This is a genomic window from Ralstonia psammae (assembly GCF_958405935.1).
GTDB classification, from domain to species: Bacteria; Pseudomonadota; Gammaproteobacteria; order Burkholderiales; family Burkholderiaceae; genus Ralstonia; species Ralstonia psammae.
The window spans coordinates 396,413-421,096 of sequence record NZ_CATZBU010000003.1; the positions used below are offsets into that span (position 1 = coordinate 396,413).

The window sequence follows — 24,684 nt, forward strand, 5'->3', positions numbered from 1 at the left end:
TGCCGTCAAAACCCCGGCAACGCAGCCCTGGCGACGCGTGAAGGGTTATGCCAGTGGCGCTCAGTCGACATCAGATCAGGTCGGCGTCGGCAACCATGCGCGATCACGCAGGCGCGAGCGAATGCGGGCAATCGCCTGGCTGTGGATCTGGCACACGCGCGATTCCGACACGCCCATCACGGCGCCGATTTCGCGCAGGTTCAAATCCTGCTCGTAGTAGAGGCTCATCATGAGCTTTTCGCGCTCGGGCAGTGCCTCGATGGCCGCGACAACCGATTCGCGCAGGTCGTGGTCCAGCAGTTGGTCCAGCGGCGTGGCGTCGTTCTCGGGCGCGCGGTTCTCGATGAAGGCGTCCGCGTCTTCGCGGTCGAAATCTTCGTAATACAGCAGCTGGCTGCCTTGCAGGTCGACCAGTTGCTTCTGGTATTCGGCCAGCGACATGCCCAGCGCCGCGGCGATCTCGGTTTCGGTGGGCGCGCGGCCCTTCTGCTGCTGCAGTTTCTGGATCGCCTGTTCGATCGTGCGCGCGTTGCGGCGCAAGCCGCGCGGCAGCCAATCCGAGCCGCGCAGCTCGTCCAGGATCGCGCCGCGAATACGCTGGGCCGCGTAGAACTCGAACTGCACACCCTGCGTTTCCTCATAGCGCGACAGCGCATCGAGCAAGCCCATCATGCCGGCCTGGATCAGGTCGTCCAGCTCAACGCTGGCCGGCAGCTTGACCATCATCTGGTTGGCAATGCGGCGTACCAGTGGTGCGTACGTGGCCATTTCGTCGGACTTGGTCTTGCGACCGGTTGCGGTGTACATATCCATGCCTGCCTTTGACGCTTCGTTCATGCTGCGCCTCAATAAACCAATTCGGCCGCGCCTGCGGTGGCGCAGGCCGTCGCAGTCGATGCCGACATTGACGTTGCTTGCGCCGATTCATCTGCCGGCTGTGCCGGAGCCCGCGCCGACATGACCACCCGCGACGGCGCACTGCCATCACCGGCTTGGGCCTCGGCGCTGGCCCAGCTCAACATTTCTTCGGCAAGCTGGCGGAAGGCCATGGCCGAAGGCGATGCGGGAAACGCGCTCGCCACGGGCTTGCCAAGCGAGAGCGCGAGTTCTACGTGCCGGTCCTCAGGAAGGTAGCCGGCGAAATCGATACGGGTGTTCAGGTATTGGCCCACGGTGTTGGCCAGGTTGCCGAACACGCGCACGGCGGAATCCACCGAATGCGCGCCGCACACCACGGTGCGGATGCCGGCGCTGCCTTGCAGCACGGCGGTTTTCTTGAGCAGCGTGTACGCGCTCTTGATGCCTTCCGGACCATCGGAGAAGGTCAGCAGCACGTCGTCGCAGGCTTCGGCCACGGTACCCAGCGCCCGGGTGCCGAAATGCGCGGCAACAAGCGTCACATCCGCCGTCTCGTCGTGTTGTTCGAGCACGCCCGCCATGGCCAGTACGGTCTGGGCGCTCACCACGGCGGTGTCGCGGCCCATGGCGGACAGCGCGATGCGCAGGTTGTCGACAAAGTCATCGACCTGCTCTTCCGCGCCGATCACCAGCACGCGGCGTGCAGCGGCATGACCGAGCATGCGCCGCAGCCCTGCGGCTTGATCCTTGGCGAATGGCGTTGTCATGGTCGCCCCCCTTCTCAGGCGAAATCGAAAGCGGCCAGGCCAGGTTCGCGGTTACGCGTAGCGCCCTGCGCCACAAGCAACGATTCATCCGAATCCAGCGTGAACGACGACTGCTCCGCACCGGCCCGGAACGAGCGGTGGATCAGCAGCTTCTTGTTCGGCACCGCAATGTCTTCCGGCACACGCTGGCCGTACGACACGTAGTGCAGCGGCAGGCGGCGGCGGATCATCACGTCCATCGCATGGCCCACGGAGGCAGCCTCGTCGATCTTGGTCAGGATGCAGCCGGCCAGGTTGGCGTCGCGGTAGGCGCCCACGACTTCATCGAGCGTCTTGCCGTTGCTGGCTGCATTGAGCAGCAGCAGGCGCTTGATCGACGGCCCCACGGCATGCAGCATCGCCATCTGCTCGGACACAGCGCGGTCACGCTGGCTCATGCCGATGGTGTCGATCAGCACCACGTGCTTCTCGCGCAGATCGTTCAGCGCCAGGCTCAGGTCTTGCGCGTCTTTCACGGCATGCACCGAAACGCCCAGGATCTTGCCGTAGATGCGAAGTTGTTCATGGCCGCCGATCCGGTAGCTGTCGGTCGAGAGCAGTGCCACGCGCGATGCGCCATGGCGCAGCACGAAGCGCGCAGCCAGCTTGGCGGTGGTCGTGGTCTTGCCCACGCCGGTCGGGCCCATCAGTGCAAACACGCCGCCCTGGTCGAGCAGGCTGTTTTCATCCGACACGGTGGTCAGGTTCTTTTCAATCGCGCGCTGCACGAAGTCCAGCGCGCCTTCATACGAGTCGTGCTGCGGCATGTTCTCCAGCACGTAGCGCGTGAGCTGTGCCGAGAACCCTGCGTTGAGCATGGTCTGGAACAGGCGCGTACGCACCGGGTCGCCCAGCTTCACGCCCAGCGAGGCGAGGCTCGACATGGCGTCGTTCAGCGTGCTCTTGAGCGTTTCGATCTCGCCGACCATGCGGCGGGTCATCACGTCGGTCTCGGCACGGATGCTTTCCTTCACGTCGGCCTGGATGGCCGAACGCTGCAGGCTCACGTCTTCACGCGGGGCTTCGGGCTTGGCCATCGTGTCCTCCACGCGGACGAAAATGTCGGACGACTTGCCGACGTCGGCTTGTGCCTCGGTATGCCCCTCGGTGCGCGCCTTCATGGGCGCTTCGGCCTTCTGCTGTTCTGCACGGAGGGTGCGGGCCTGGGCTTCCACGCGCTCGGCAAAGCTGCGCAGCGTGACCGGGCGATCATCCTGCTCGCGTGCCTGTTCACGCGCCTGTTCGCGGCGGGCGGCAAAGCGGGCGGTCGATTCCATCTCCGGCTGCTCGTCTTCCACCGTGGTGCGGCGGGCGATGAACTGAGCGGTGCTGGCCAGGGCCTGCGCCGCAGACTGGGCAACGTCCGCGCTGGCACGGTCGAGCGACAAGCCAGCCAGCATGCGGGTGGACGCCGCCAGCGCATCTTCTTCGCCAAACGCCACGTCGTCATCCACGCGCGTTTGCAGCGTGCGGCCGGCCGGCTTGGCTGCGGCAACTGCCACGGGTGCGGCCGGTGCGTCTTCCTGTGCAGGGGCACGGCGCGAAGCAATGAAGCGGTTACGCAGACGGGCCAGTGCGTTGGGTGCAGGGGCCTCCACCTGGGCAGCCTCTTCAGCAGGTGCCTGAGCGGCAACGACGGCTGCGGTTGCGGCGGCAATCGGTGCGGGCTCGGGAATCGGAGCCGGTGCCATCGGACGGCGCTGTGCCGTCTTGGGCGCCGACGACTGCGTGTCGACCAACGCATCCACGTGCGAGTCGGACGCCGCGATGATCTCAATGCCCCCCGGAATGGCGCGGTTTGACAGGATCAGCGCGCCATCGCCCAGTTGGTCGCGGACCTTGCGCAAGACGTCACGCGACGTCAGTCCGGTAAATCGATGCATTTTCATGCGCGGCCTCCAAGCATGGCGACAACCTTAATCGTTCGGTGATCTGGAATTTCTGCGTGCGACAGCACGCGCAGGCTCGGTGCGGCACGCTTGAACAGGCGGGCAAGCATCGGGCGCAGTGCGGGCGGCACCAGCAGGACGCCCGTCTGGCCCATCTGTTCGTGCTGGCGCGACGAGTCCGCTGCCGCTTGCATGAGCGAGTCAGCCAGTTGCGGTTCGATCGGGCCGGCATTAGAGCCAACGACGCTTTGCAGCAAGATGTTCTCCAGATTCGGGTCAAGCGTGACGACCTGCATTTCGGTCTTGTTCGGGAAGAGCTGCTGGGCTATCGCCCGGCCCAGCGCCACACGCACGGCGGCGGTGAGTTCGGCGGGGTCTTGCGTCCTGCCTCCGTGTTCCGCCAGCGTCTCGACGATGGTTCGGATGTCGCGGATATGCAGGCCTTCGTCCAGCAGGTTCTGCAGCACCTTCTGCACGGTCGCGACGGGCAACAGCTTGGGTACGACGTCTTCGACCAGCTTCGGTGCTTCCTTGCCCAAATGATCGAGCAATTGCTGGACTTCCAAACGGCCGAGAAGCTCGGTGCTATGGGTGTAAATCAACTGATTGACGTGGGTGGCGATGACCGTGCTGCAATCGACCACGGTGTAGCCCTCGGCCTGCGCGCGATCGCGCACATCGGCGGTGATCCACATGGCCGGCAGGCCAAAGGTCGGGTCCACAGTGGGGGTGCCGGGCAGTTGCGTACCCAGTCGACCACCCAGGCCGCCGTGGCCGCCCAGGCCATCCTGGCCACCCGGGTTGATGGCGAGGAACTTGCCCTGCTGCACCTCGCCGTGGCCGATTTCCACGCCCTTGAGCGTGATGCGGTACGACGACGGGCCCAGCTCCAGGTTGTCGCGGATATGCACAACCGGCGCCAGGAAACCCATGTCCTGCGTGAACTTTTTGCGGATGCCCTTGATCCGGCGCAGCAGCTCGCCGTCCTGGCTCTTGTCCACCAGCGGGATCAGGCGGTAACCGATTTCCAGGCCCAGCACGTCGACCCACGACACGTCGTCCCAGCTCGCCTCGGGCGTATCCACCGGGGCAATGGCTTGCAGCACGGGCTCGACCTCGGGCACTTCGCGCTTCTTCTTGAGATACCAGCCCAGATAGGCCAGACCGCCGCCAAAGAGGATGAACGGGATGTGCGGCATGCCCGGCACCAGACCCAGCACACCCAGCACGCCGGCGGTGGTCATCAGCACCATCGGCATGGCAAACAGCTCGCTCGACAGTTGCTGGCCGACGTCCTTGTCGGTGGAGACGCGGCTGACCATGATGCCCGCCGCGGTGGAGATCACCAGCGCCGGAATCTGCGCGACCAGGCCGTCACCGATGGTCAACAGCGTGTAGTTGGTAGCCGCGTGGCCCACGTCCATGCCGTGCTGGAGCACCCCCACGGCCAGGCCGCCGACGATGTTGATCAGCAGAATGGCGATACCCGCCACCGAATCCCCACGCACGAACTTGCTGGCACCGTCCATGGAGCCGAAGAATTCGGCTTCCTGCGCGATGGCCGTGCGGCGCTTGCGGGCCTCGTCTTCGCGAATGAGGCCGGCGTTCAGGTCGGCGTCGATGGCCATCTGCTTGCCGGGCATTGCGTCGAGCGTGAAGCGCGCGCTGACCTCGGCAATGCGGCCCGCGCCCTTGCTGATCACCATGAAGTTGATGATCACCAGGATGACGAACAGCACGATGCCGACGGTGTAGTTGCCCCCCACCAGGAAGTGGCCGAACGCCTCGATCACCTTGCCGGCTGCGTCGGGGCCGGTGTGGCCTTCCATCAGCACCACGCGGGTGGAGGCGACGTTGAGCGACAGCCGCATCAGCGTGGTGATCAGCAGGATGCTCGGGAACGACGAGAAATCCAGCGGCTTGAGCGTGTGCATGCTGATCAGCAGCACGATGATCGACAGCGCGATGTTGAAGGTGAACAGCAGATCGAGGACGAACGGCGGCAATGGCAGCACCATCATCGCCAGGATCAGGATGATGAGCACCGGGCCCGCGGCGGAGCGGTAGTCGCCCTTGCGCAGGATGTCGGTGACTCGGAGCAGTGCGGCGTTCATTGGCGGGGCGTGCAGCGGGGGGCTTTTCGATGGATGCCATCTTGCCGGGGGCGCCGCCAAATCGAAGACGTGAGAAAGCCGCCCAAAAGGCGGCTTTTCTTTGAAATACCCTCCCACCGGGGGGTGCGGAAGCGGGCGGTGGCGCCGCCTGAGCGGGATGACCGGCTGTGGAGCCCGCCCTTTGGGATCAGACGTCTTCCGGCGCGTCGTCCGGGCCGGGTTGAGGCCCCGGGTCCATATCGGCAGGCACCGGCAGGTCGGTCGGGCGCACCGGAGCACGGCCGCCCACCTGATGCAGGCGGCGCAGCTGGTAGACATAGGCAAGCACCTCGGCCACGGCGGCATAGAGCGCCTCCGGAATCTGGTGGCCGATCTCGGTATGGCGATACAGCGCACGGGCCAGCGGGGGCGCTTCCAGCATCGGGATCTTGTGCTCCGTTGCCAGCTCGCGAATCTTGGCCGCCACCATGTCGGCACCCTTGGCCAGCACGCGCGGCGCGCCGCCTTCCGTTTCGGAATAGCGCAGTGCCACAGCGTAGTGCGTCGGGTTGGTGACGATCACGTCGGCCTTGGGTACGTCGGCCATCATGCGGCGCTGGGCGGCTTGACGTTGCAAGTTGCGGATGCGGCCCTTGACGTGCGGATCGCCTTCGGACTCGCGATGCTCTTTGCGCACTTCTTCCTTGGTCATGCGGTGCTTGCGCGCGTATTGCCACAAGGACAGCGGCACATCCACGGCCGCCACCAACATCATCACCGCCGCCATGCAGAGGAAGGCCACGCCGGCCACGTGCAGCGTGTCGCGCATGGCAACGCCCAGGTCCTGCTGCGGCAGTTCGATCAGGTCACCACGGTAGTACCGGACGAGCAACCAGCCCACACCGGCAATCAGGAACAGCTTGATCAGCAGGCGGGGCAGCTCGATCAGCCCCTCGAGCGAGAACATGCGCGTCAGGCCCTGCAGCTTGAACAGGCGCGAGATGTCGGGTGCCAGCGGCTTGAACGAGATGGCCCCGCGCGTGAGCGCCAGCGGCGACAGCGCGGCAATCACCAGCATCAGCATCAGCCCGCCCAGCGCCATGGCCAGCGGCATGAACTGGCCGGTCACGTAGTTCCACTGGTCCTGTCCGCTGGTGTAGTTGTAGCGGTGGAACTCCAGGCAGCGCGCCAGGAAAGACGATGCGGCCCGCACGATCGAGTCGCCCACCACCCACAAACCACCCGCAGACACCGCCGTGAGGGCGAACGAAGCCAGTTCCCGTGATCTGGGAACGTCGCCTTCCTCGCGCGCCTGCTCGAGGCGCCTCGGAGAGGCGGCTTCAGTTTTTTCGAGATCGCTTTCTTCGGACATGCCGGGATGCGCGGGGTGAACGGGGTCGAATGAACAGCATCGGCCCCATGGCCGACCCTCGCATTATTCCGGCACCCTCGCTCGGGCGAAGCGTGGAAAAAGCCGCCCCGGAGCGGGTTTTTCGACGAAATGGCCCTGCCCCCGGCGCGAGACGCCTGCGTGTCCGCGCACAGCGGTTCGGGGCGCTTTTGCTAGACGAACGACGGCGCATCAAAAACAAAACGGGCGTTGCGCACATCGTCGCAACGCCCGTTTTGTCGTGTCCAGCGCCGGGTTCAGAACCCGAGGCTTTCCAGCAGGTCGTCCACCTGCTCCTGGTTCGCAACCACGTCCGGGTGGTCCGGATTGATCTGCGGGCCGTTGAGCAGCGTCGTCGCCACTTGCGCCGCTTCCACGCGCAGGTGTTCCGGCGCGTTGTCGAGCAGGATGCCGACGAGCTGGCTTTCGATGAGCTGGACCACATCCAGCACCTTCTTGATCACCTGACCGGTCAAGTCCTGGAAGTCCTGAGCCATCAGGATTTCCATGAGCTGCTGGTTCGTGTCGCGCGTCTTTTCGGGAACGCTGCGCAGGAAGCCGTTGGTCTGGCCGACCAGCTCGCGGATCTCGTCGTCGCCTAGTTGGCGGTCCATCCACGACTGCCAGCGGTTGACCAGCGCCTCGGCATCGGACTCCAGTGCGTCTTGCACGGGCCGCGCCGCGTCGATGGCGTTGAGCACGCGGGTGGCCGCCTGCTCGGTCATGTTGGCGATGTAGTTCAGGCGGTCGCGCGCGTCGGGAATGGCCGATGCGGCCTTCTCCACGCCCTTGTCCAGGCCCAGCTCACGCATGCTTTCGCGCAGCATGCGCGTGAGGTGGCCGATGCGCTGGAGCATTTCTGGCATATCACCGTGATCCACGCCTTCTGCGGCCGGCGCCTGGGCGCCATCGTGCATCTCGCTCATCACGCCCCCTTTTCGAGCTTCTCGAAAATCTTGCCCAGCTTTTCGTCCAGCGTGGCGGCCGTAAAGGGCTTGACCACGTAGCCGTTGGCACCTGCCTGGGCTGCGGCGATGATGTTTTCCTTCTTGGCCTCGGCCGTCACCATCAGCACCGGCAACTTGCTGATGGCGGTGTTGGCGTCGGCACGGATGCTCTGCAGCATCTGCAGGCCATCCATGTTGGGCATGTTCCAGTCCGAGATCACGAAATCGAACCGGCCTTCCTTGACCTTCGCCAGGCCGGCGGCGCCGTCTTCGGCCTCGTCAACGTTGGCAAAACCGAGTTCCTTGAGCAGGTTACGCACGATCCGGCGCATCGTCGGGAAATCGTCGACGACGAGGAATCGGTACTGGCTCTTGTCCATGGACACAATCTCCGCAAACTAACTGAATTGGGGGGTTTCGGGCTTCCTTGGCAATCTTATCGGCGCCTGGGGCCGATTCTTGAGCGCTGAAACACGCCTGGACACATTCGGGGGCGCCTGACTGCTGCGCCCCGCAACCAATGTACCCGCAAAGTGAAGCGTTATACCCGGGTCACACGGCCATGGGCCGACAGTCTTGCCAGCACGTGCGGGCCAATTTGCGACAGCGGCAGGACTTCATGCACGCCGCCGTGGGCCACGGCCTCCTTCGGCATGCCATAGACCACGCAGGACGCCTCGTCCTGAGCGACGTTGTAGGCGCCGGCGTTGCGCATTTCCAGCATGCCCACCGCGCCGTCCTTGCCCATGCCGGTGAGAATGACGCCCAAGGCGTTGGCTCCGGCGTTGCGCGCGGCGGAGCGGAACAGCACGTCCACCGCCGGGCGATGGCGGTTGACCGGCGGGCCCTGATCCAGCTCGGTGACGTAGTTGGCGCCGCTGCGGCCCAGCGACAGGTGCATGTCGCCCGGGGCAATGTAGGCGTGGCCGGGCAGCACGCGCTCGCCGTGCACGGCTTCCTTCACGCGGATGCGGCACAGGCCGTCCAGCCGCTTGGCGAACGACGTGGTGAAGCCCGCCGGCATGTGCTGCACGATCAGGATGCCGGGGCAGTCGGGCGGCATTTCCAGCAGGAAATCCTTGATGGCCTCGGTGCCGCCGGTGGAAGCGCCCACGATGATGAGCTTTTCCGTCGACGAGAAATGGGTACGCACAGGGGCCGGGGTCCCCGGCGCGGGCTCTGCGCGAACGTGTGCGCCGGGCGCCGATGCAGTTGCCCCACCGTTTGCCGATCCGGTTGCCGCTACCGGTGCGGCTGCCCGCGGACGCAACCTGGCCCGCGCCGCCGCACGGATCTTGTCGGCAATCTGGTCGGCGTATTCGTTCATGCCGTCGCGCATGCCGAGCTTGGGCTTGGCGACAAAATCCACCGCGCCCAGCTCCAGCGCGCGCAGCGTGGCTTCAGAGCCGCGCTCCGTGAGCGAAGAGATCATGACCACCGGCGTCGGGCGCAGGCGCATGAGCTTTTCCAGGAAGTCGAGGCCGTCCATCTTCGGCATTTCGACATCCAGTGTCAGCACGTCCGGATTGGTCTGCTTGATGAGGTCGCGCGCGATGATCGGATCGGGCGCCACACCCACCACTTCCATGTCCGGCTGGCTGTTGATGATCTCCTTCAGGATGCTGCGGATCAGTGCGGAATCGTCGATGCACAGCACCTGAATCTTGCGTTTGTCGTTCATGTTCAGGGAGCAAGTTCAGGGATTAGGTAAATAGTTGCAGACGCGAGGCCGGCTTCGTCGTGATGGACTTCGACAGCTTGCTGGCGTATTGCGCCTCGCTGTCCAGCTCGGCCGCCGAGTTTTGCGAGCGTAGCTTGCGCACCATGATCTGGCCGGTGGACGGTACGAAATACACCTTGCGCGGGTGCACATCAAAGAGGTCTTTGGCGGCCACCGTCAGCCCTTCGTTGCGCAGGAATTCGAGCACGAACTTGCCGTTGCGCTCGCCCACGTCGAGCGTGCTCATGCCGGCCAGCACGGCGGCGCCGCCAAACACCTTGATCTCCAGGCGCTCGCGCTTGGCGCCCGCCTTGTAGAGCTGGTTGAGCAGCACTTCCATGGCGTGCGTGCCATAGCGCATGGACGGCGATAGGATCGATTCCCCCTCGTTGCGCGAGGGCAGCATGAAATGGTTCATGCCGCCAATGCCGAGGGTCTTGTCGCGCACGCAGGCGGAGACGCACGAGCCGAGCACCGTGACGAGCATCAGGTCTTCGGTGGTGACGGAGTACTCGCCGGGCAGCACTTTCATGGCGCGGCGGCTGAAGGTGGTGTCGTAGTAGGCGTGGGTGCTGGCCGCCGATTGCGCGAGCGTGGCCATGGCGCCAGCACTCATGCCGCTGTTCCCGAGGCCGCTATCGCTGCGCACGGCATCGGCGGCCGATTGCAGCGTCGCGCGTTTGCCGAATTCGATCATCGTGCCCCCATCTTGGCGCGCAACTCGGGCGCGACTTCGTACACGGTCTTGCCGCGCAGCGTCCACGCCTTGGTCACCTGCAGGAAGCTCTCCGAATGGCCGGCAAACAGCAGGCCATCGGGTTTCATCACATCGATGAAATGCTCCAGGATCTTGGCCTGCGTGGGCTTATCGAAATAGATCATCACGTTGCGGCAGAAGATCACGTCGAACTTCTGCTGCAGCGGCCAATCGCGGTCGAGCAGGTTGATCTGGCGGAAGTCGATCATGGCCTGCAGCTCGGGCCGCACGCGGGCATAGCCCTCCTGCTTGCCGGTGCCGCGCAGGAAATACTTCTTCAGGCGCTCGGGCGACAGGGCCGACACGCGCTCCATCGGATAGATCCCGGCACGGGCGCGAGCCAGCGCGTTGGTATCCACATCAGAGGCGACCACGCTCACCTGGCTGGGCGACATCGAGCCAAAGGCTTCGGCCAGCGTAATGGCGATCGAGTACGGCTCTTCCCCCGTCGACGAGGCCGAGCACCACACGGTGAACGGCGTGCGCTTGGCCTTGGCGTGCTCGTGCAGGATGGGGAAGTGATGCTGCTCGCGGAAGAACGCGGTCAGGTTGGTGGTGAGCGCGTTGGTAAAGGCTTCCCACTCGTCGGGCAGGTGGCCTTTTTCCAGCGCGTCCAGGTAATCGCGGAACGAGCCGAGGTTGACCACGCGCAGGCGGCGGGCCAGGCGGCTGTAGACCATTTCGCTCTTGCGGTCGGACAGCGAAATACCGACGCGACGGTAGATCAGGTCTCGGATGCGGCCGAAATCTTCGGCGGTGAACGAAAACTCGCGCGACGCGAGCGTCGGCGAAACTGGCGCCAAGTTTTGTGCTGCCATGGATAACTAACCCCGTGTTTGGCGAGTCTTGATGCCCGCTCTCAGTCGTTGGCGGGCACCGCTACCGCAGGCCGCGCCAAGTTTGCTGTTGGCGAGGCTGGCGTCAGAAGGTGCTCCAGTCATCTTCATCGGCAGAACCGGTGGTCAGCTTGAGGGCCGGGGCGATGGCAGCCTCGGAAACGCCTGCCGAAACGACTGCACCAGCCACCGGAGCAACCGGTGCATGTGCTTCCTGGGGCGCTTTTTCTCCTTGCGCGGCAGCGGGGGCGGTCTCCTGCTCCGGGGCGGGTGCCGGTGCCGCTGCGGGCTTGGCCGCCTTGCGCGAAGCCAAGGCGCGCGCCACGGAGGGCACCACTTCGGTCCTCTCGGGGCGGACCTCGCTGCGGACGGCCGGCGCCAAAACGGCAGTCGGCGCCGCCACGGCCAGCTCCACCGAGGCATCCGTGCGGAACGTCGCCACGGCATTGCGCAGCAGTTGCGCCTGCTCTTCCAGCGACAGGGCGGCAGCCGCGGCTTGCTCCACGAGGGCGGCGTTCTGCTGCGTGACCTCGTCCATCTGGTTCACGGCCTGATTGACCTGTTCGATGCCGGAGCTTTGCTCGTCCGACGCGGCGGAAATCTCGCCCATGATGTCGGTCACCCGCCGCACGGCCACCACCACCTCTTCGATCACCGTGCCGGCTTCGGCCACCAGGGCCGACCCGTTGCGCACGCGGCCAACCGAATCGCCGATCAGCTCCTTGATCTCTTTGGCCGCCGTGGCCGAGCGCTGTGCCAGGCTGCGCACCTCGCCGGCTACCACCGCAAAGCCACGGCCCTGCTCGCCCGCGCGTGCGGCTTCCACCGCCGCATTCAAGGCGAGGATGTTGGTCTGGAACGCAATGCCCTCGATCACGCCGATGATGTCGGCGATCTTCTTGCTGCTGGCGTTGATACCCGCCATGGTTTCCACCACGCGGCCCACCACTTCGCCGCCCTTCACGGCGATGTCCGACGCGCTGCCCGCCAGTTGGCTGGCCTGGCGCGCGTTGTCGGCGTTCTGCTTCACGATGCTGGTGAGTTCTTCCATGCTGGAAGCGGTTTCCTCCAGCGACGAGGCCTGCTCTTCCGTGCGCTGCGACAGGTCGGCATTGCCGGCTGCGATCTGCTTGGTAGCGCTGGCAATGGAATCGGCCGAACTCTTGATATTGGTGATCGTGCCGGTCAGTTGCTGCTGCATCTGCGCCATGGCGAAGAGCATGCTGTCATGGTCGCCCGGGCGGGTCTGTACGTGCACGGCCAGATCGCCGGCGGCAATGCGGCGGGCAATCTCGGCGGCGTACGATGGCTCGCCGCCCAACTGGCGCGACAGCCGGCGTGCGATGACCAGACCCAGCACGATGCCGAGCAGCGCCCCCGCACAGGCCATCACCACCATCACCAGGCGCGAGCGGTGTGCGTCATCGCGGGCCTTGACGGTGGATGCGGCAGAGACCTCCTCCACGCGCCGGACCATCTTGTCGAGCGTCTTTTCAAAGGCAGCGGTGTCGTCCAGCAGGCCGACGTTCTCGGCCGTGACGCGGCTGTCGAACTGGGTCGGGTCGAGGCCCTGCTTGTCCATCAGCGCCACGAAGTCGGTCATGCGCTTGCCCCAGACAGGGTAGATCGCATCGACCTCGCGGATCATCTTCTTGCCTTCGTCCGACGTAAAGAGCGGGCGCACGTTCTCCACACCGTCTTTCAGGTGCTGCATGCTGTCGGCAATCTGTGTGCTGAGCGCCTTGCGCTCGGTGAGCGTGGTGGCAATCAGCAGTGCCGTCTGCGCGCGGCTGGCGTGCGCCAGGCTGTTGGCTGCGCTGCCCATCTGCGTGATGGCGCGCATCTGCTTCTGTGCCAGCTCTTCGCTGGCCTTGCTCAACTGCGTGATGGTGTAGATGCCCAACCCGCCGATGGCCGCGCCCATGGCGGCCACGATCAGGAAACCGCCGGTCAGTACCGTGGACACCGGCAAACGCTTGATCCAACCCATGTTGTCTACCTCTTCCTGTTTTTATATGCCCCCTAACCGCTATCGGCCTGCGGGGGACGGCTCTTTAGAACCGCCATGGGGTCATGCCACTTCAGTGGGGGGTCACCCCGGCTTCAGCAGACACTAGCCCAGGCAAAAAAAAACCTGCCCCGGAGGGCAGGCTGCACACCACAAACACACACGAGAGAGCTTTCGCGAGCAGCGAAGATCCCGTGCATACATGGTCAAAAGGTTTCCCAGTCGCTATCGTCGCCGCCTGCGGCAACGAGCTTGGGTACGGCCAACTTGGGCGCTGGCGCAGCCGCTTTTGATACGGCAGCGGCGGCGGTGCGCTCGCGTTGTTGTTCTTTGGCGCGGGCCGGCGCTGCAGGTGCAGCTGCGGTCTGCGCAGTCGGTTCAGCGGTAGTGCGCGCTGCGGCCTTCGGCTGGGCGGCACGGCGCGGCACAGCGGTGGCTTTCGGTGCCGGCTTGGCAGCCGCGCGCGCGGCCACGGACACCGTGGGCACCGCGTTTGCCTGCATTCCGGTCTGCATACTGGCCTGCATCCGGAACGCCGCCACGGCCTGACGCAGCCCGCCGGCCTGCTCCTGCAGCGACATCGCGGCAGCGGCGGCTTGCTCCACCAGGGCGGCGTTCTGCTGCGTGCCTTCATCCATCTGCGCGACGGCCTGGTTGATCTGCTCGATACCGGCGCTCTGTTCATCCGATGCGGAGCTGATCTCGCCCATGATGTCCGTCACGCGCTTGACGGCCACCACCACCTCGTCGATCACGCTGCCCGCTTCCGCCACCAGCGTCGTGCCGTTTTCCACGCGGCCGACCGAATCGCTGATCAGCTCCTTGATTTCCTTGGCCGCCGTGGCCGAGCGCTGCGCCAGGCTGCGCACTTCACCCGCCACCACCGCAAAGCCGCGGCCTTGTTCGCCCGCACGCGCGGCTTCCACTGCTGCATTCAGCGCCAGGATGTTGGTCTGGAATGCAATGCCCTCGATCACGCCGATGATGTCGGCGATCTTCTTGCTGCTGTCGTTGATGCCAGCCATGGTGTCCACCACCCGGCCAACCACTTCGCCGCCTTTGACGGCAATGTCCGATGCGTTGCCGGCCAGCGTGCTGGCCTGACGTGCGTTGTCGGCGTTCTGGCGCACGATGCTCGTCAGCTCTTCCATGCTCGACGCGGTTTCTTCCAACGCAGAAGCCTGTTGCTCGGTGCGCTGCGAAAGGTCCGCATTGCCTGCAGCAATCTGTTGCGTGGCACTGGCAATCGAGTCGGAGCCCGAGCGCACCTGCCCCACCATCTTCTGCAGGCTTTCCTGCATGCGTTGCAGCGCCAGCAGCAAGCGGCCGGTTTCATCGGCGCGGTCTACTTGAATGGTGTGCGTGAGATCGCCCTGCGTGATGTGCTCGGCCTGTTCGATCGCGCGCATCAGCGGCACCGTGATCGAACGGCGCAGCGCCCACGTCAGTAGCCCGCCCACAAGAATGCCGCCCAACAGCAGGCCGGTGGTGAGGGTGCTCAGGGTGTGATGCTCGGCCTGGCTGGCTTCGTAGCTGGCTTTGGCCGCGTCCATCTGCAGGCGGTTGAGTGCCGTGACCTTGTCGCCAAGGGGGCGGTACAGGGCGGGCATGACATCCATGACCGTCTTGTTGATGCGCGCTTCGTCGTGCGCTTGCACCGCCTGCATCAATACCTGTGCGCCGTCACGCACGAAGATGTCGCGCAGGCCCTCGGCCTCGTCGGCCAGCTTGCGTTCGTCTGCCGTGGTGGGCAGCGCGCGGTAGCGCTTCCAGGCGGTGTCAGACTTGTCGAGGAACATCTTGGCGCGCTCGAGCGTCTTTTCCATACCGGGCGCGTTGGGGGCCATGGCTGCGCGATCGAGCACGATGCGAAAGCTCAGCAGGTTGGAATCGGATTCGGCCAATGCCACGGTGCCTGCCAGCTGCACGGCATAGCCATCCTGCACACGGGTGTTGGCGTGCCGCATGCCGATCAGGCCCGTCACGCCCACGATAACGGCGAGCACACCAATACCCGCCATCATCAGCCCCAAACGGAGCCGGATGGTCATTTTGCTGAACATGCTTCCCTCCCCTTACGGCGCCGCACCTGTGCCGACGGTGTCTTGTCGCCCGCCGGGCCTCCGCGGCCCAGCCTCATTTGCCGGGGGCACGTACGCCGTGCCCCGGCCGGATTCATGTCGCGCTCAGGCTGCTTCGGCTTCGTCGCACAGCGCCATGTCGGCCGACATCAGCAGGCGCTCGATGTCCACCAGAATGAGCATGCGCTCGTCGATCGAACCCAGGCCGCGGATATATTCCGTGTCCAGCGCGCCCGAGAACTCCGGTGCCGGCTTGATCTGCTGGCTTTGCAGCGTCAGCACGTCCGACACGCCATCCACCACGATGCCGACCACCCGGTCCATCAGGTTCAGGATGATGACGACGGTGTACTGGTTGTACTCGACGCGATCGAGCTGGAACTTGATGCGCAGATCAACGATGGGCACGATGATGCCGCGCAGGTTGATCACACCCTTGATGAAATCGGGCGCATTGGCAATGCGCGTGACGGTCTCGTAGCCGCGGATTTCCTGCACCTTCAGGATGTCGATGCCGTATTCCTCGCGGCCCAGCGTGAAGGCCAGGTACTCCTCCCCGCCGGTGTCTTCGCCGACCACGTGTTTCTTAACTTCCATTGCGGCTCCCCTCGGCCCCCGTCGGGCCACTAGATTGAATTCGTTGTGGATGGGTGATCCCAACCTGCCTGGCGTGAACGCTTATGCCGCGGCCATCGCCTCGGTCGAAAAACGACCGCCCTGCGCTTCGCCCATCTCGTGCTTTTCGGCAGTAACGGCACGCATCGCGTTTTCTGAATGGCCCGTGCGGGTCTCGCGCATCAGTGCCGACACATCGACGATCAGTGCAACGCTGCCATCGCCCAGGATGGTCGCGCCCGAAATGCCCGGCACACGGCGGTAGTTGGTCTCGAGGTTCTTGACCACCACCTGTTGCTGACCAACCAGTTCGTCGATCTGCAGCGCAATCTTCTTGCCTTCCGAATCCAGGATCACAACGATGCCTTCCGACGGATTGGGCAGCGACGGCGTGATGCGGAAGCGTTCGTACATCGGCACCAGCGTCAGGTATTCGTTGCGCACCTTGAGCAGGCGACCGCCGCCCGGCACGGCCTTGATGTCTTCCGGACGCGGTTGCAGCGATTCGGCCACGCACGACAGCGGGAGGATGAACACTTCCTCGCCGGTCTTGACCGACATGCCGTCCAGAATCGCCAGCGTGAGCGGCAGCACGATGCGGATCGTCGTGCCCTTGCCCTTCTGCGACTGGATCTCGACGTAGCCACCCATCGACTGGATGTTCTGCTTGACCACGTCCATGCCCACGCCTCGGCCGGACACGTCCGTCACCTGGTCAGCCGTGGAGAAGCCCGGTGCGAAGATGAGCTGGTTGATCTCGTCGTCGGTCATGTTGTCCGACACGGGCAGACCGCGCTCACGCGCCTTCTTGAGGATCTTGTCGCGGTTCAGGCCCTGGCCGTCGTCGCTCACTTCGATGACGATGTTGCCGCCCTGGTGGGCAGCAGAGAGCAGCAGCTGGCCGGTGGCATCCTTGCCGGCGGCCACGCGGGCTTCGGGCAATTCGATGCCGTGGTCCAGGCTGTTGCGCACCAGGTGTGTGAGCGGATCGATGATGCGTTCGATCAGGCCCTTGTCCAGTTCGGTCGATTTGCCGAACGTCGACAGTTCGACCTGCTTGCCCAGCTTGTGCGCCAGGTCGCGCACCAGGCGCGGGAAGCGGTTGAATACGTAATCCATCGGCATCATGCGGATGGACATGGCGGCCTCTTGCAGGTCGCGTGCATTGCGCGTGAGCTGCGACAGGCCGGCAAACAGGCGCTCATTGAGCACCGGGTCGAAGGCCTGCGCGGTTTGCGCCAGCATGGCCTGCGTGATGACAAGTTCGCCCACCAGGTTGATGAGCTGATCGACCTTTTCCACTCCCACGCGGATCGACGTTTCGGCAGCCACGGCCGGCTTGTGGTCGGCAGCGGCCGGGCGTGCCGGCACCGGTGCGGCAGCAGCGGCAACGGCCTGCGCCGGCGCAGCTTCGTTGGCAGCCGGGGCGTGCACTTCCGTCTGGGCAGCGGCGGGCGTCGGTGCAGCCACAACCGGCGCAGCGGCTTCGGCCGGAGCAGCGCCACCCACGTGCGGCGTGATGACAATCTGGTCGGCATCGATGATGAAGCAGCTCACCGCGATGATGTCGTCGGCGGTGCAGGTGCTCTGCAGCACGATGTCGCTGTTGCGGCCGGTGCGCACGTGGCGCAGCACGGTGCCCAGGTGCTTGAGTTCGGTGACGATCAGCTCGCAGTCTTCCTTCGAGACGTCGATGAGCTTGATGTCCAGGCCGCCTTCGATGTCGCCCACGACTTCGGCCGCAGGCGCTTCGGCAACCACCGGCTCGGGCTCGGGTGCAACCACCGGCTCGGGCTCGGGTGCAGCCACCGGTTCGGGCGTCGCCACCACGGGCGCGGCAGCAACCGGCGCGGCAGCAACGGGGGCGCCGTCCTCGGCGGTCAGGCTGTTGAGCTTGGCCACCATGTATTCGAGCGTGGCCGTATCGATGGGGTGCTCTTGCCGGTAGGCATCAAGTTGGCTTTTCAACACGTCTTTCGTTTCCAGGAAGGCATCCACCATGTTTTCGCGCAGCTGCAAGGTACCGGTGCGGGCGCGGTCCAGAATCGATTCCGCCACATGCGTGAGTTCCGTCATGTGCGTGAAACCGAAGGTCGCAGCACCACCCTTGATGGAGTGCGCGCAGCGGAAGATGGCGTTCAGATCATCAGAAGAAGGGTTGGCAACATCGAGGTTGAGCAGCAGCCGCTCCATGTCGACGAGCAGCTCTTCCGCTTCTTCGAAGAAGGCGCCGAAAAACTGGCTAAGGTCGAGGTTCATATCTGTCGTCTCGGTCGTTTAATGCGTCGATGCAGACCCGTGGGTCTGCGCATGCCATTCGAGCAACTGCATCACCGAATCCGTCAGCCCGTCCGGGTCGAACGGCTTGGGCAGGAAACCCGTCGCGCCGGCAGCGCGCGCCTGGTCGCGGATGGTGTTGTCAGCCTCGGTGGTCAGCATGAGGATCGGGGTGTCGGCGTAGGCCGGCAGTGCGCGCAGGGCTCGGATGAGGGTCAGGCCGTCCATTGACGGCATGACCTGATCGGTAATCACAAGGTGGTGGTTGCCCTGGGCGAGCGTGCGCACGGCTTCGAGTGCGGCGGTGCCGTCGCCGGCTTCCGTCACGGCAAAGCCGCACTCGCGCAGGCACGCGGCAATCATGCGGCGAATCGACGTGGAATCGTCCACCACCAGGATGTGTTTCTCGCTCATTGACTGTTTCTCCCCTCGGCGCTCTTTATGGCTTGGCCGCAGTCACCGCGTCCGCCACACCCGTGGCACGTGCGGCGGCGTCGGTCAGCGTGTCTTTACCGTCATTGCGCAGGTCGGCCACCGGCTCGACCCCACCCGAGCGCACGGCTTCAGCGGCGCGTGCGTTGAGCACGACGATGCTGATTCGGCGGTTGATCGGGTTGTAGATGTTGGTCTTGTCCAACGGCACCGATGCCTCCAGGCCCACCACGCGGCTGACCTTCTCGGGTTTCATGCCGCCCGCCACCAGCTCGCGTCGCGATGCGTTGGCGCGGTCGGCCGACAGTTCCCAGTTGCTGTAGCCGTGCTGCGTGGCGTACTGGGTGGCGTCGGTGTGGCCCGACAGGCTGATCGGGTTGGGCACGTCGTTCAGCGCCGAGCCCAGCTCGCGCAGGATGGTGCGCATGTAGGGCTGCACTTCGGCGCTGGCGTTGGCAAACATCGGGCGGTTCTGCTGGTCGACGATCTGGATGCGCAGGCCCTCGGTGGTCATGTCGATCAGCAACTGGTGCTTGAACTGGCTCATCACCGGGTTCGTCTCGACCATCTCTGCAATCTTCTGCTTGAGCTTGTTCAGCGCCGCGTCATCCGACTCGTCGCGAATGTTGCGCTGGCGCTGCACGGTCGGGCTGGGGCTCGGATTCGGCTGCGGCATGTTCTGCTTGAGCGCCGGGCTGCCGTTGAGAATGCTCGACTGGTCGCCCGAACCGGCGCCACCGAACAGCGCCACCTTCAGCGGCGTGCGGAAATACGTTTCGACCGACGACAGCTCGGCCTTCGTCACCGAACTGAGCAGCCACATCAGCAGGAAGAACGCCATCATGGCGGTCACGAAGTCGGCGTAGGCGATCTTCCACGCGCCACCGTGGTGGCCGTGTCCGCCTTTCTTGTTGCGCCGAATGACAATGAAGGTCGGCGTGCTGGACTTGCTCATGGTCCGTTCCCGTCGGTTTGTGCTACGTGGTCATTGGCGCGGCTCGTTGGCCGCGCTCTTCTCTCATAGGGTCAGCGCTACGCCGTCTTGGCGCCGCGCACGTGATCTTCCAGCTCTGCAAAGGACGGGCGCTCGGTCGAGAACAGCACCTTGCGGCCGAATTCCACGGCAATCGCCGGGGCGTAGCCGTTCATGCTGGCCAGCAGCGTCACCTTGATGCATTGGAACAACTTGGTCGACTCTTCGGCGCGCTGCTCCAGCAGCGAGCCCAGCGGCCCGATGAAGCCGTACGCCAGCAAGATGCCGAGGAACGTACCGACCAGCGCAGAGGCGATCAGCTTGCCCAGCTCTGCCGGCGGCAAGCCGACCGAGCCCATGGTGTGCACCACGCCCATCACGGCGGCCACGATGCCGAAGGCCGGCATGGCGTCGCCCACTTTGGTGATGATGCGGGCCGGTTGTTCGGCTTCGTGGTGGTGGGTGTCGATTTCCTGATCCATCAGCGCTTCGATCTGGAACGGATTCAGGTTGCCGCCCACCATCAGGCGCAGGTAATCGCAGATGAAATCCAGCGCGTGGTGATCTGCCTGGATGGCGGGGTAATTGGCAAACAGCGTGCTTTCGTGCGGGGCTTCAATGTCGGCTTCGATCGACATCATCCCTTCGCGGCGGATCTTGGACAGCACCACGTACAGCAATGCCATCACTTCCATATAGAGGGCCTTGGTGTACTTCGAGCCCTTGAACAGGCCGGGCAGGGCCTTGACGGTGGCGTTGATAGCCTTTTTGTCGTTGCCGACCACGAAGGCGCCAATGCCGGCGCCGAAGATGATGAGCAGTTCGGTCGGCTGGAACAACGGCCCGAGGTGTCCTCCGGCCAGCATGTAGCCGCCGAACACCGACGCGAGAATCACGATGTAACCGATGGCAACTAACACGGGGCGAACTCCTGAATGGGCGATCCTTCGATCAATACAAGAGGGAATAACGGCATTCCCCTGGTTAACTGAAGGCCGGGGCGCACACAGCGTTGCTGCCGCGCGGTGCTTGGAAAACCCTGCCGCCGCGCCCTTCTTCACCAAGAACGGCAACAAAACGGGCGGCTTGAGCACCTCGTGGCCCAAAGAGGCCTTCCCCCTAGGCAGATCCAAAGAAAAAGGGACGAAAATCGCTTTCCGTCCCCACTTTTCGTCCTGTTTTCTAAGCGCAAAAAAAAGCCGGTCCGCAGTTTTCCCGCGACCGGCCTACCCCCTTCCCCTTTTGTCCTGCCTGAGCCCCTGTGCTTTTCCTGCTCTGTGTTCCTTGCTCTTTGTTCTTTGTATTGTTATTTGCCGATCTGGCCGGCTATTCCCGTATTTCCCGTACAGCTACCCGCATTTCCCGTCCGCCCTTTTTGTCCATCCCCCGGCGGTTCTGCAATTCCCGTATTCCCGTGTCCTGCAAATGCCGTTATCAGGCGTCGACCGTCTTTTCCGCGATCGCATCAACCGGAGCAGCGACGCGCTTTTTCTTTCCTGCGCGTGACGGCGGCTGGCACACACCGCACACGAAATCGTGGTGCAGGTCGTCTGCGTGGGCCACGAAATGGCCGGTGCAGCGCTTGCACTTCACGGTGTGCAGCATCTTCCCCTCGAAGAACTTCAGCATCATCCACGCGCGGGTGATCGAGAGCACCTCTTCCTGTTCGTGGACGTGAATATGTTCCTGGTACAGCTTGTAGGCCGAGATCAAGCGGCGCACACCAGTGCTGCGGCTGTTCTCGCCCAGAAAACGGTAGATGTTCAGGAAGATCGACGAATGGATGTTCGGCGACCACGTCAGGAACCAGTCTGCCGAGAAGGGCAGCATGCCCTTGGGCGGCGATTCCCCACGAATTTCCTTGTACAGCTTGACCAGACGCTCACGGCTGAGCGTGGTTTCCTGTTCCAGCAGTTGCAGGCGCGCACCGAGCGAAATCAATTCCGCTGCGAGGTGGATCTGCTGAACTTCGTTCATGACGCTGGTGTGACGCATGGCACTGCTCCCGCTTTCGCTTGCTACTCATCCCAAAGTGCAATCTCTGAACCCGGCGGAAAACCCGCCGCAAACGGTTCAGCTGATCTGCTCAACCGCCTGACGTGCCAGCAGAATCGACATTTGCGATTGCTGCAGGCCCTTGTCACGGTGCGGCTGGGTCACCAGACCCAGGATGGCGTGATCGTCGAAGCGGAAGCGGCACAGCATCATGTTCGTGCTGGCCAGCTTGACGATCTGCGCGGGCGACATCGTCAGCAGGATGTCAGCCAGTTCTTCAGAGATGCCCAGGCGAAAGAGTGCGGCATCCCGATCCTTGGCCAGCATCTGCTGAGCAAGCATCAAGTAGGTGAGATTCAGTTCGCTGATCTCGGAAACAATGTCTTGCGTGTCCATGTATGTCCCGTCGTGTGCAGTAAAAGTGCAACTTGCATCCGGTCTCGCATGGTGATGTCCGGTTGGCGCTTTTTTTGCGCCTACCCTCGCCGGGCTGTTCACCAATCCCCACAGATCGGATGTTCCTGCAGTCGGCGCCGTTGCCGGCACTTCCTGCTCCTTCTTACTCACGTCGCTAAAGACATGGCGAAGTTGTTTTCTGTTGAACACATTGTGGGTTTACGTCCGGGGTAAGTAAAGAAGGGGGGACCCCTACGTCAGAGGGGTGAGGTAGTCCGTTCTTTTGTAAGCAATTTTCCTACAAATCTGTTAATAAACGTTGCAAATGAAGCCTTTGCCGACGCAATGGCCGTGGGTGGACGATGCGCTAAAGCGGGTGTTTGACACGTATTTACCCCAATGATCGGCCAAAGATAGCAATTAAATTGCCTAAATCTGCCATAAATCGACAAAGAAGCCGTCGCACTTCTGCGACTGTGAGCATCGGATGCCGGGTTAACTGCTTGTAGGACACTTCTGACCCACTCCTACACGCCGTGTAGGACAGCTCCGACCGGTCTTTGGCTGATTTTGTAGGATCGCTCCTACAGTCAAATGGCAATTTTGTAGGACAACTCCTACCCGTTTGTTTACCTAAAACAGACGCGTCCATCTAAACGATACAAAAGCCACGCAGGAGACGGGCTGACCAGGGCAGGAAGAAGAGGATGCCGCACTCCCCCTGTTGCGACGCAACAAAAAGTGCCGAATAGCTATCTGCTGGGACAAAAAACCGAGGAATGTTGACGATCTGACCGCCGCCCTCGTGTAGGACAGCTGTAGGACAACGTGGACTGCGACAACAGTCCACGTGCGCCCTTTCAGTCGTGGTGCGGCGGGGTCCAGCGGGCGCGCAGTACATTGCCCGTGGCGGATTCGGTAATAACGAGCGATTGCCCGTCAGGCGTGAGTGCAACGTTGGTGGTGGTGCGCCCCCGGCACGACGCGATGCGCGCCAGCGGTTCGCCATGCGGCGAGACGACAAACACCGCGCCCAGCGACGCATGCGCGACGAACAGATGGTCGGCAGCGTCCATGGCCATGCCGTCGGGACCGCTGGTGCCGTAGAACTGCGCGAAGCGGCCGACCTTGCTGGTGCTACCGTCGGCAAGCAGCGGCAAACGCCAGACGGCGTTGTCGCGCGTCATGGCAACGAACAGCGCGGATTCGTCTGAAGTGAGCACCAAACCGTTGGGGCTCGGGCCATTGGCGAGCAGGCAATCGAGCTGGCCATCCGTGCGCAGGCGATACACGCGGCCGGTCGGGTCATGCAGGCCGGTCTGGCCTTGATCGGTGAAATACACATCGCCGTTGCGCGCGACGACCAGATCGTTGGGGCCTTTGAAGCGTTCGCTGTTGCGGCGGGTCAGGAACGGGGTGACCGTACCTGTCGCGGGGTCGAGCGACAGCAACCCGTTCTTATAGTCGGCAACCAGCAGCGTGCCATCGTGGCGCAGCGCCAAGCCGTTCGGTTCGCCGTCGTACTCCGCCACCACATCCCAATCGCCCTGCGGCGAGACGCGCAGGATGCGGCCATGCGGAATGTCTACCAACCACAGATTGCCGCGTGCATCCCAGCACGGCCCTTCCAGAAAGCAATTGACCGGTGCCCCGCCTTTGTTGGCACGCGACCATTCGGTCGGCACCGGGCGGCGCAGCGCGGCGGGCATCTCCGCAAAGACGGTGGTTTCGATGATGGGCCAGTTGAAATACGTCATGGCGTGGTGGGGGCCGATTCGGCTTGAGCCAGATGCCGCTTGGCGTTGCCTGTATAGCGGTACGGCAGTTGGCGCGGCATCGGGCCCTTGTTGCGCTCGCCGCGGCTGCTTTGCTCCCAGGCGTGCGCCAGGATGCCGACGGCACGCGACAGGCAGAACACGCCGCGCGCCAGCGGCGCCGCAAACCCCAGCTCCGCATAGATGACGGCCGTGGCACCGTCGATGTTCATCGGGATCGGCTTGCCCTTGCGGGCCGCGAGCAGCGTTTCGATGGCGCGGCCGATGGCGGCATAGCGCCCGCCGACCACGCCGTCCTGCGCAGCCTCGTCCACGAGCGCGAGCAGGCGCCCCGCGCGCGGGTCGACCGGGTGAAAGCGATGCCCGAAGCCGGGCAGGTATTTGCCATGCTCCGCGATGAACGTGTCGACACCCGCCGCCGTGGCCGCCTCCAGCGAGGCCCCGTCGAACATGCGCGCCTCAATATCGTGGAACAGCTCCACCGCCTGCTGTCCCGCCCCGCCGTGTACGTCGTCCAGCGCGTTCAACGCAGACGCCATCGCACCGTTGAGCGGCAGGCCACAGCTCGTCGCCATCTTGGCAATGGCAATGGAGGGGGCATGCGGGCCATGATCGACAGATGCCACCAGCGCTGCTTCCAGCAGGGCGGCCTGGCGCTTGGCCGGCAATTCGCCGCGCAGCATCAGCCAGATCATTTCGGCAAAACCGATGTGGCCGATCAGCTCCTGGATCGGGTAGCCGCGCACGTGGATGCGGCCCGGTTCGATGTCGATGATGTCGGTGCGCCAGTAATCGGCAGCGAGGCCGGCGGCGTCGTGAATAGGTGCGGTCGTCAT

21 protein-coding genes are annotated in these 24,684 nt (G+C 64.1%); all 21 read right to left on the reverse strand.

Going from position 1 to position 24,684, the window contains the following annotated elements:
* Positions 1-75 precede the first annotated feature (75 nt).
* The 21 genes from R2N16_RS08555 to R2N16_RS08655 all read right to left on the reverse strand — a co-directional run bounded on the left by R2N16_RS08555 (position 76) and on the right by R2N16_RS08655 (position 24,684).
* Positions 76-837 carry an RNA polymerase sigma factor FliA gene (locus R2N16_RS08555; protein WP_027679301.1) on the reverse strand — a complete coding sequence of 254 codons (762 nt, stop codon included), beginning with the start codon at positions 835-837 and terminating at the stop codon, positions 76-78.
* 8 nt (positions 838-845) lie between these two features.
* Positions 846-1,625 carry a MinD/ParA family ATP-binding protein gene (locus tag R2N16_RS08560; RefSeq protein ID WP_316665203.1) on the reverse strand — a complete coding sequence of 260 codons (780 nt, stop codon included), beginning with the start codon at positions 1,623-1,625 and terminating at the stop codon, positions 846-848.
* Between the two features lie 14 nt (positions 1,626-1,639).
* Positions 1,640-3,553, reverse strand: coding sequence for a flagellar biosynthesis GTPase FlhF (gene flhF, locus R2N16_RS08565; RefSeq protein ID WP_316665204.1), 1,914 nt, complete (start codon positions 3,551-3,553; stop codon positions 1,640-1,642).
* Positions 3,550-5,667, reverse strand: a complete 2,118-nt coding sequence (gene flhA / locus R2N16_RS08570; protein ID WP_316665205.1) for a flagellar biosynthesis protein FlhA — start codon at positions 5,665-5,667, stop codon at positions 3,550-3,552. Before flhA ends, flhF begins: the two co-directional genes overlap by 4 nt.
* Positions 5,668-5,854: 187 nt before the next feature.
* Positions 5,855-7,018 (reverse strand): flagellar biosynthesis protein FlhB, encoded by a 1,164-nt coding sequence (gene flhB / locus R2N16_RS08575; RefSeq protein WP_316665206.1) that lies wholly within the window; start codon positions 7,016-7,018, stop codon positions 5,855-5,857.
* Positions 7,019-7,293: 275 nt separating this feature from the next.
* Positions 7,294-7,962, reverse strand: coding sequence for a protein phosphatase CheZ (gene cheZ / locus R2N16_RS08580; RefSeq protein ID WP_316665207.1), 669 nt, complete (start codon positions 7,960-7,962; stop codon positions 7,294-7,296).
* Complete coding sequence (gene cheY / locus R2N16_RS08585) at positions 7,962-8,363, reverse strand: chemotaxis response regulator CheY (protein ID WP_004627759.1); 402 nt, start codon at positions 8,361-8,363, stop codon at positions 7,962-7,964. The genes cheZ and cheY overlap by 1 nt, the downstream gene beginning before the upstream one ends.
* Positions 8,364-8,524: 161 nt before the next feature.
* A complete protein-coding gene (locus R2N16_RS08590) occupies positions 8,525-9,664 on the reverse strand; it encodes a protein-glutamate methylesterase/protein-glutamine glutaminase (RefSeq protein ID WP_316665208.1) in 1,140 nt (379 codons plus the stop codon).
* Between the two features lie 22 nt (positions 9,665-9,686).
* Positions 9,687-10,304: a chemoreceptor glutamine deamidase CheD gene (cheD, locus tag R2N16_RS08595; RefSeq protein ID WP_037022279.1), complete on the reverse strand. Its 618-nt coding sequence runs from the start codon at positions 10,302-10,304 to the stop codon at positions 9,687-9,689.
* A 92-nt stretch (positions 10,305-10,396) separates the two neighbouring features.
* Complete coding sequence (locus tag R2N16_RS08600) at positions 10,397-11,278, reverse strand: CheR family methyltransferase (RefSeq protein ID WP_316665209.1); 882 nt, start codon at positions 11,276-11,278, stop codon at positions 10,397-10,399.
* 103 nt (positions 11,279-11,381) lie between these two features.
* Positions 11,382-13,286 carry a methyl-accepting chemotaxis protein gene (locus R2N16_RS08605; RefSeq protein ID WP_316665210.1) on the reverse strand — a complete coding sequence of 635 codons (1,905 nt, stop codon included), beginning with the start codon at positions 13,284-13,286 and terminating at the stop codon, positions 11,382-11,384.
* A 224-nt stretch (positions 13,287-13,510) separates the two neighbouring features.
* The gene (locus R2N16_RS08610; protein ID WP_316665211.1) at positions 13,511-15,367 is read right to left on the reverse strand and encodes a methyl-accepting chemotaxis protein; all 1,857 of its coding nucleotides are present in this window, start codon (positions 15,365-15,367) and stop codon (positions 13,511-13,513) included.
* A gap of 123 nt (positions 15,368-15,490) precedes the next feature.
* The gene (locus R2N16_RS08615; protein WP_316665212.1) at positions 15,491-15,982 is read right to left on the reverse strand and encodes a chemotaxis protein CheW; all 492 of its coding nucleotides are present in this window, start codon (positions 15,980-15,982) and stop codon (positions 15,491-15,493) included.
* Positions 15,983-16,063: 81 nt separating this feature from the next.
* The gene (cheA, locus tag R2N16_RS08620) at positions 16,064-18,259 is read right to left on the reverse strand and encodes a chemotaxis protein CheA (RefSeq protein WP_316665213.1); all 2,196 of its coding nucleotides are present in this window, start codon (positions 18,257-18,259) and stop codon (positions 16,064-16,066) included.
* Between the two features lie 18 nt (positions 18,260-18,277).
* A complete protein-coding gene (locus R2N16_RS08625) occupies positions 18,278-18,691 on the reverse strand; it encodes a response regulator (protein ID WP_316665214.1) in 414 nt (137 codons plus the stop codon).
* A gap of 25 nt (positions 18,692-18,716) precedes the next feature.
* Complete coding sequence (gene motB, locus R2N16_RS08630; RefSeq protein ID WP_316665215.1) at positions 18,717-19,664, reverse strand: flagellar motor protein MotB; 948 nt, start codon at positions 19,662-19,664, stop codon at positions 18,717-18,719.
* Between the two features lie 77 nt (positions 19,665-19,741).
* Positions 19,742-20,602, reverse strand: a complete 861-nt coding sequence (motA, locus tag R2N16_RS08635) for a flagellar motor stator protein MotA (protein WP_004627779.1) — start codon at positions 20,600-20,602, stop codon at positions 19,742-19,744.
* A 514-nt stretch (positions 20,603-21,116) separates the two neighbouring features.
* Positions 21,117-21,677: a flagellar transcriptional regulator FlhC gene (gene flhC, locus R2N16_RS08640; RefSeq protein ID WP_092972206.1), complete on the reverse strand. Its 561-nt coding sequence runs from the start codon at positions 21,675-21,677 to the stop codon at positions 21,117-21,119.
* A 78-nt stretch (positions 21,678-21,755) separates the two neighbouring features.
* Positions 21,756-22,073, reverse strand: coding sequence for a flagellar transcriptional regulator FlhD (flhD, locus tag R2N16_RS08645; RefSeq protein WP_004627783.1), 318 nt, complete (start codon positions 22,071-22,073; stop codon positions 21,756-21,758).
* 860 nt (positions 22,074-22,933) lie between these two features.
* A complete protein-coding gene (locus R2N16_RS08650; protein WP_316665216.1) occupies positions 22,934-23,830 on the reverse strand; it encodes an SMP-30/gluconolactonase/LRE family protein in 897 nt (298 codons plus the stop codon).
* A complete protein-coding gene (locus tag R2N16_RS08655) occupies positions 23,827-24,684 on the reverse strand; it encodes a citryl-CoA lyase (protein WP_316665217.1) in 858 nt (285 codons plus the stop codon). Before R2N16_RS08655 ends, R2N16_RS08650 begins: the two co-directional genes overlap by 4 nt.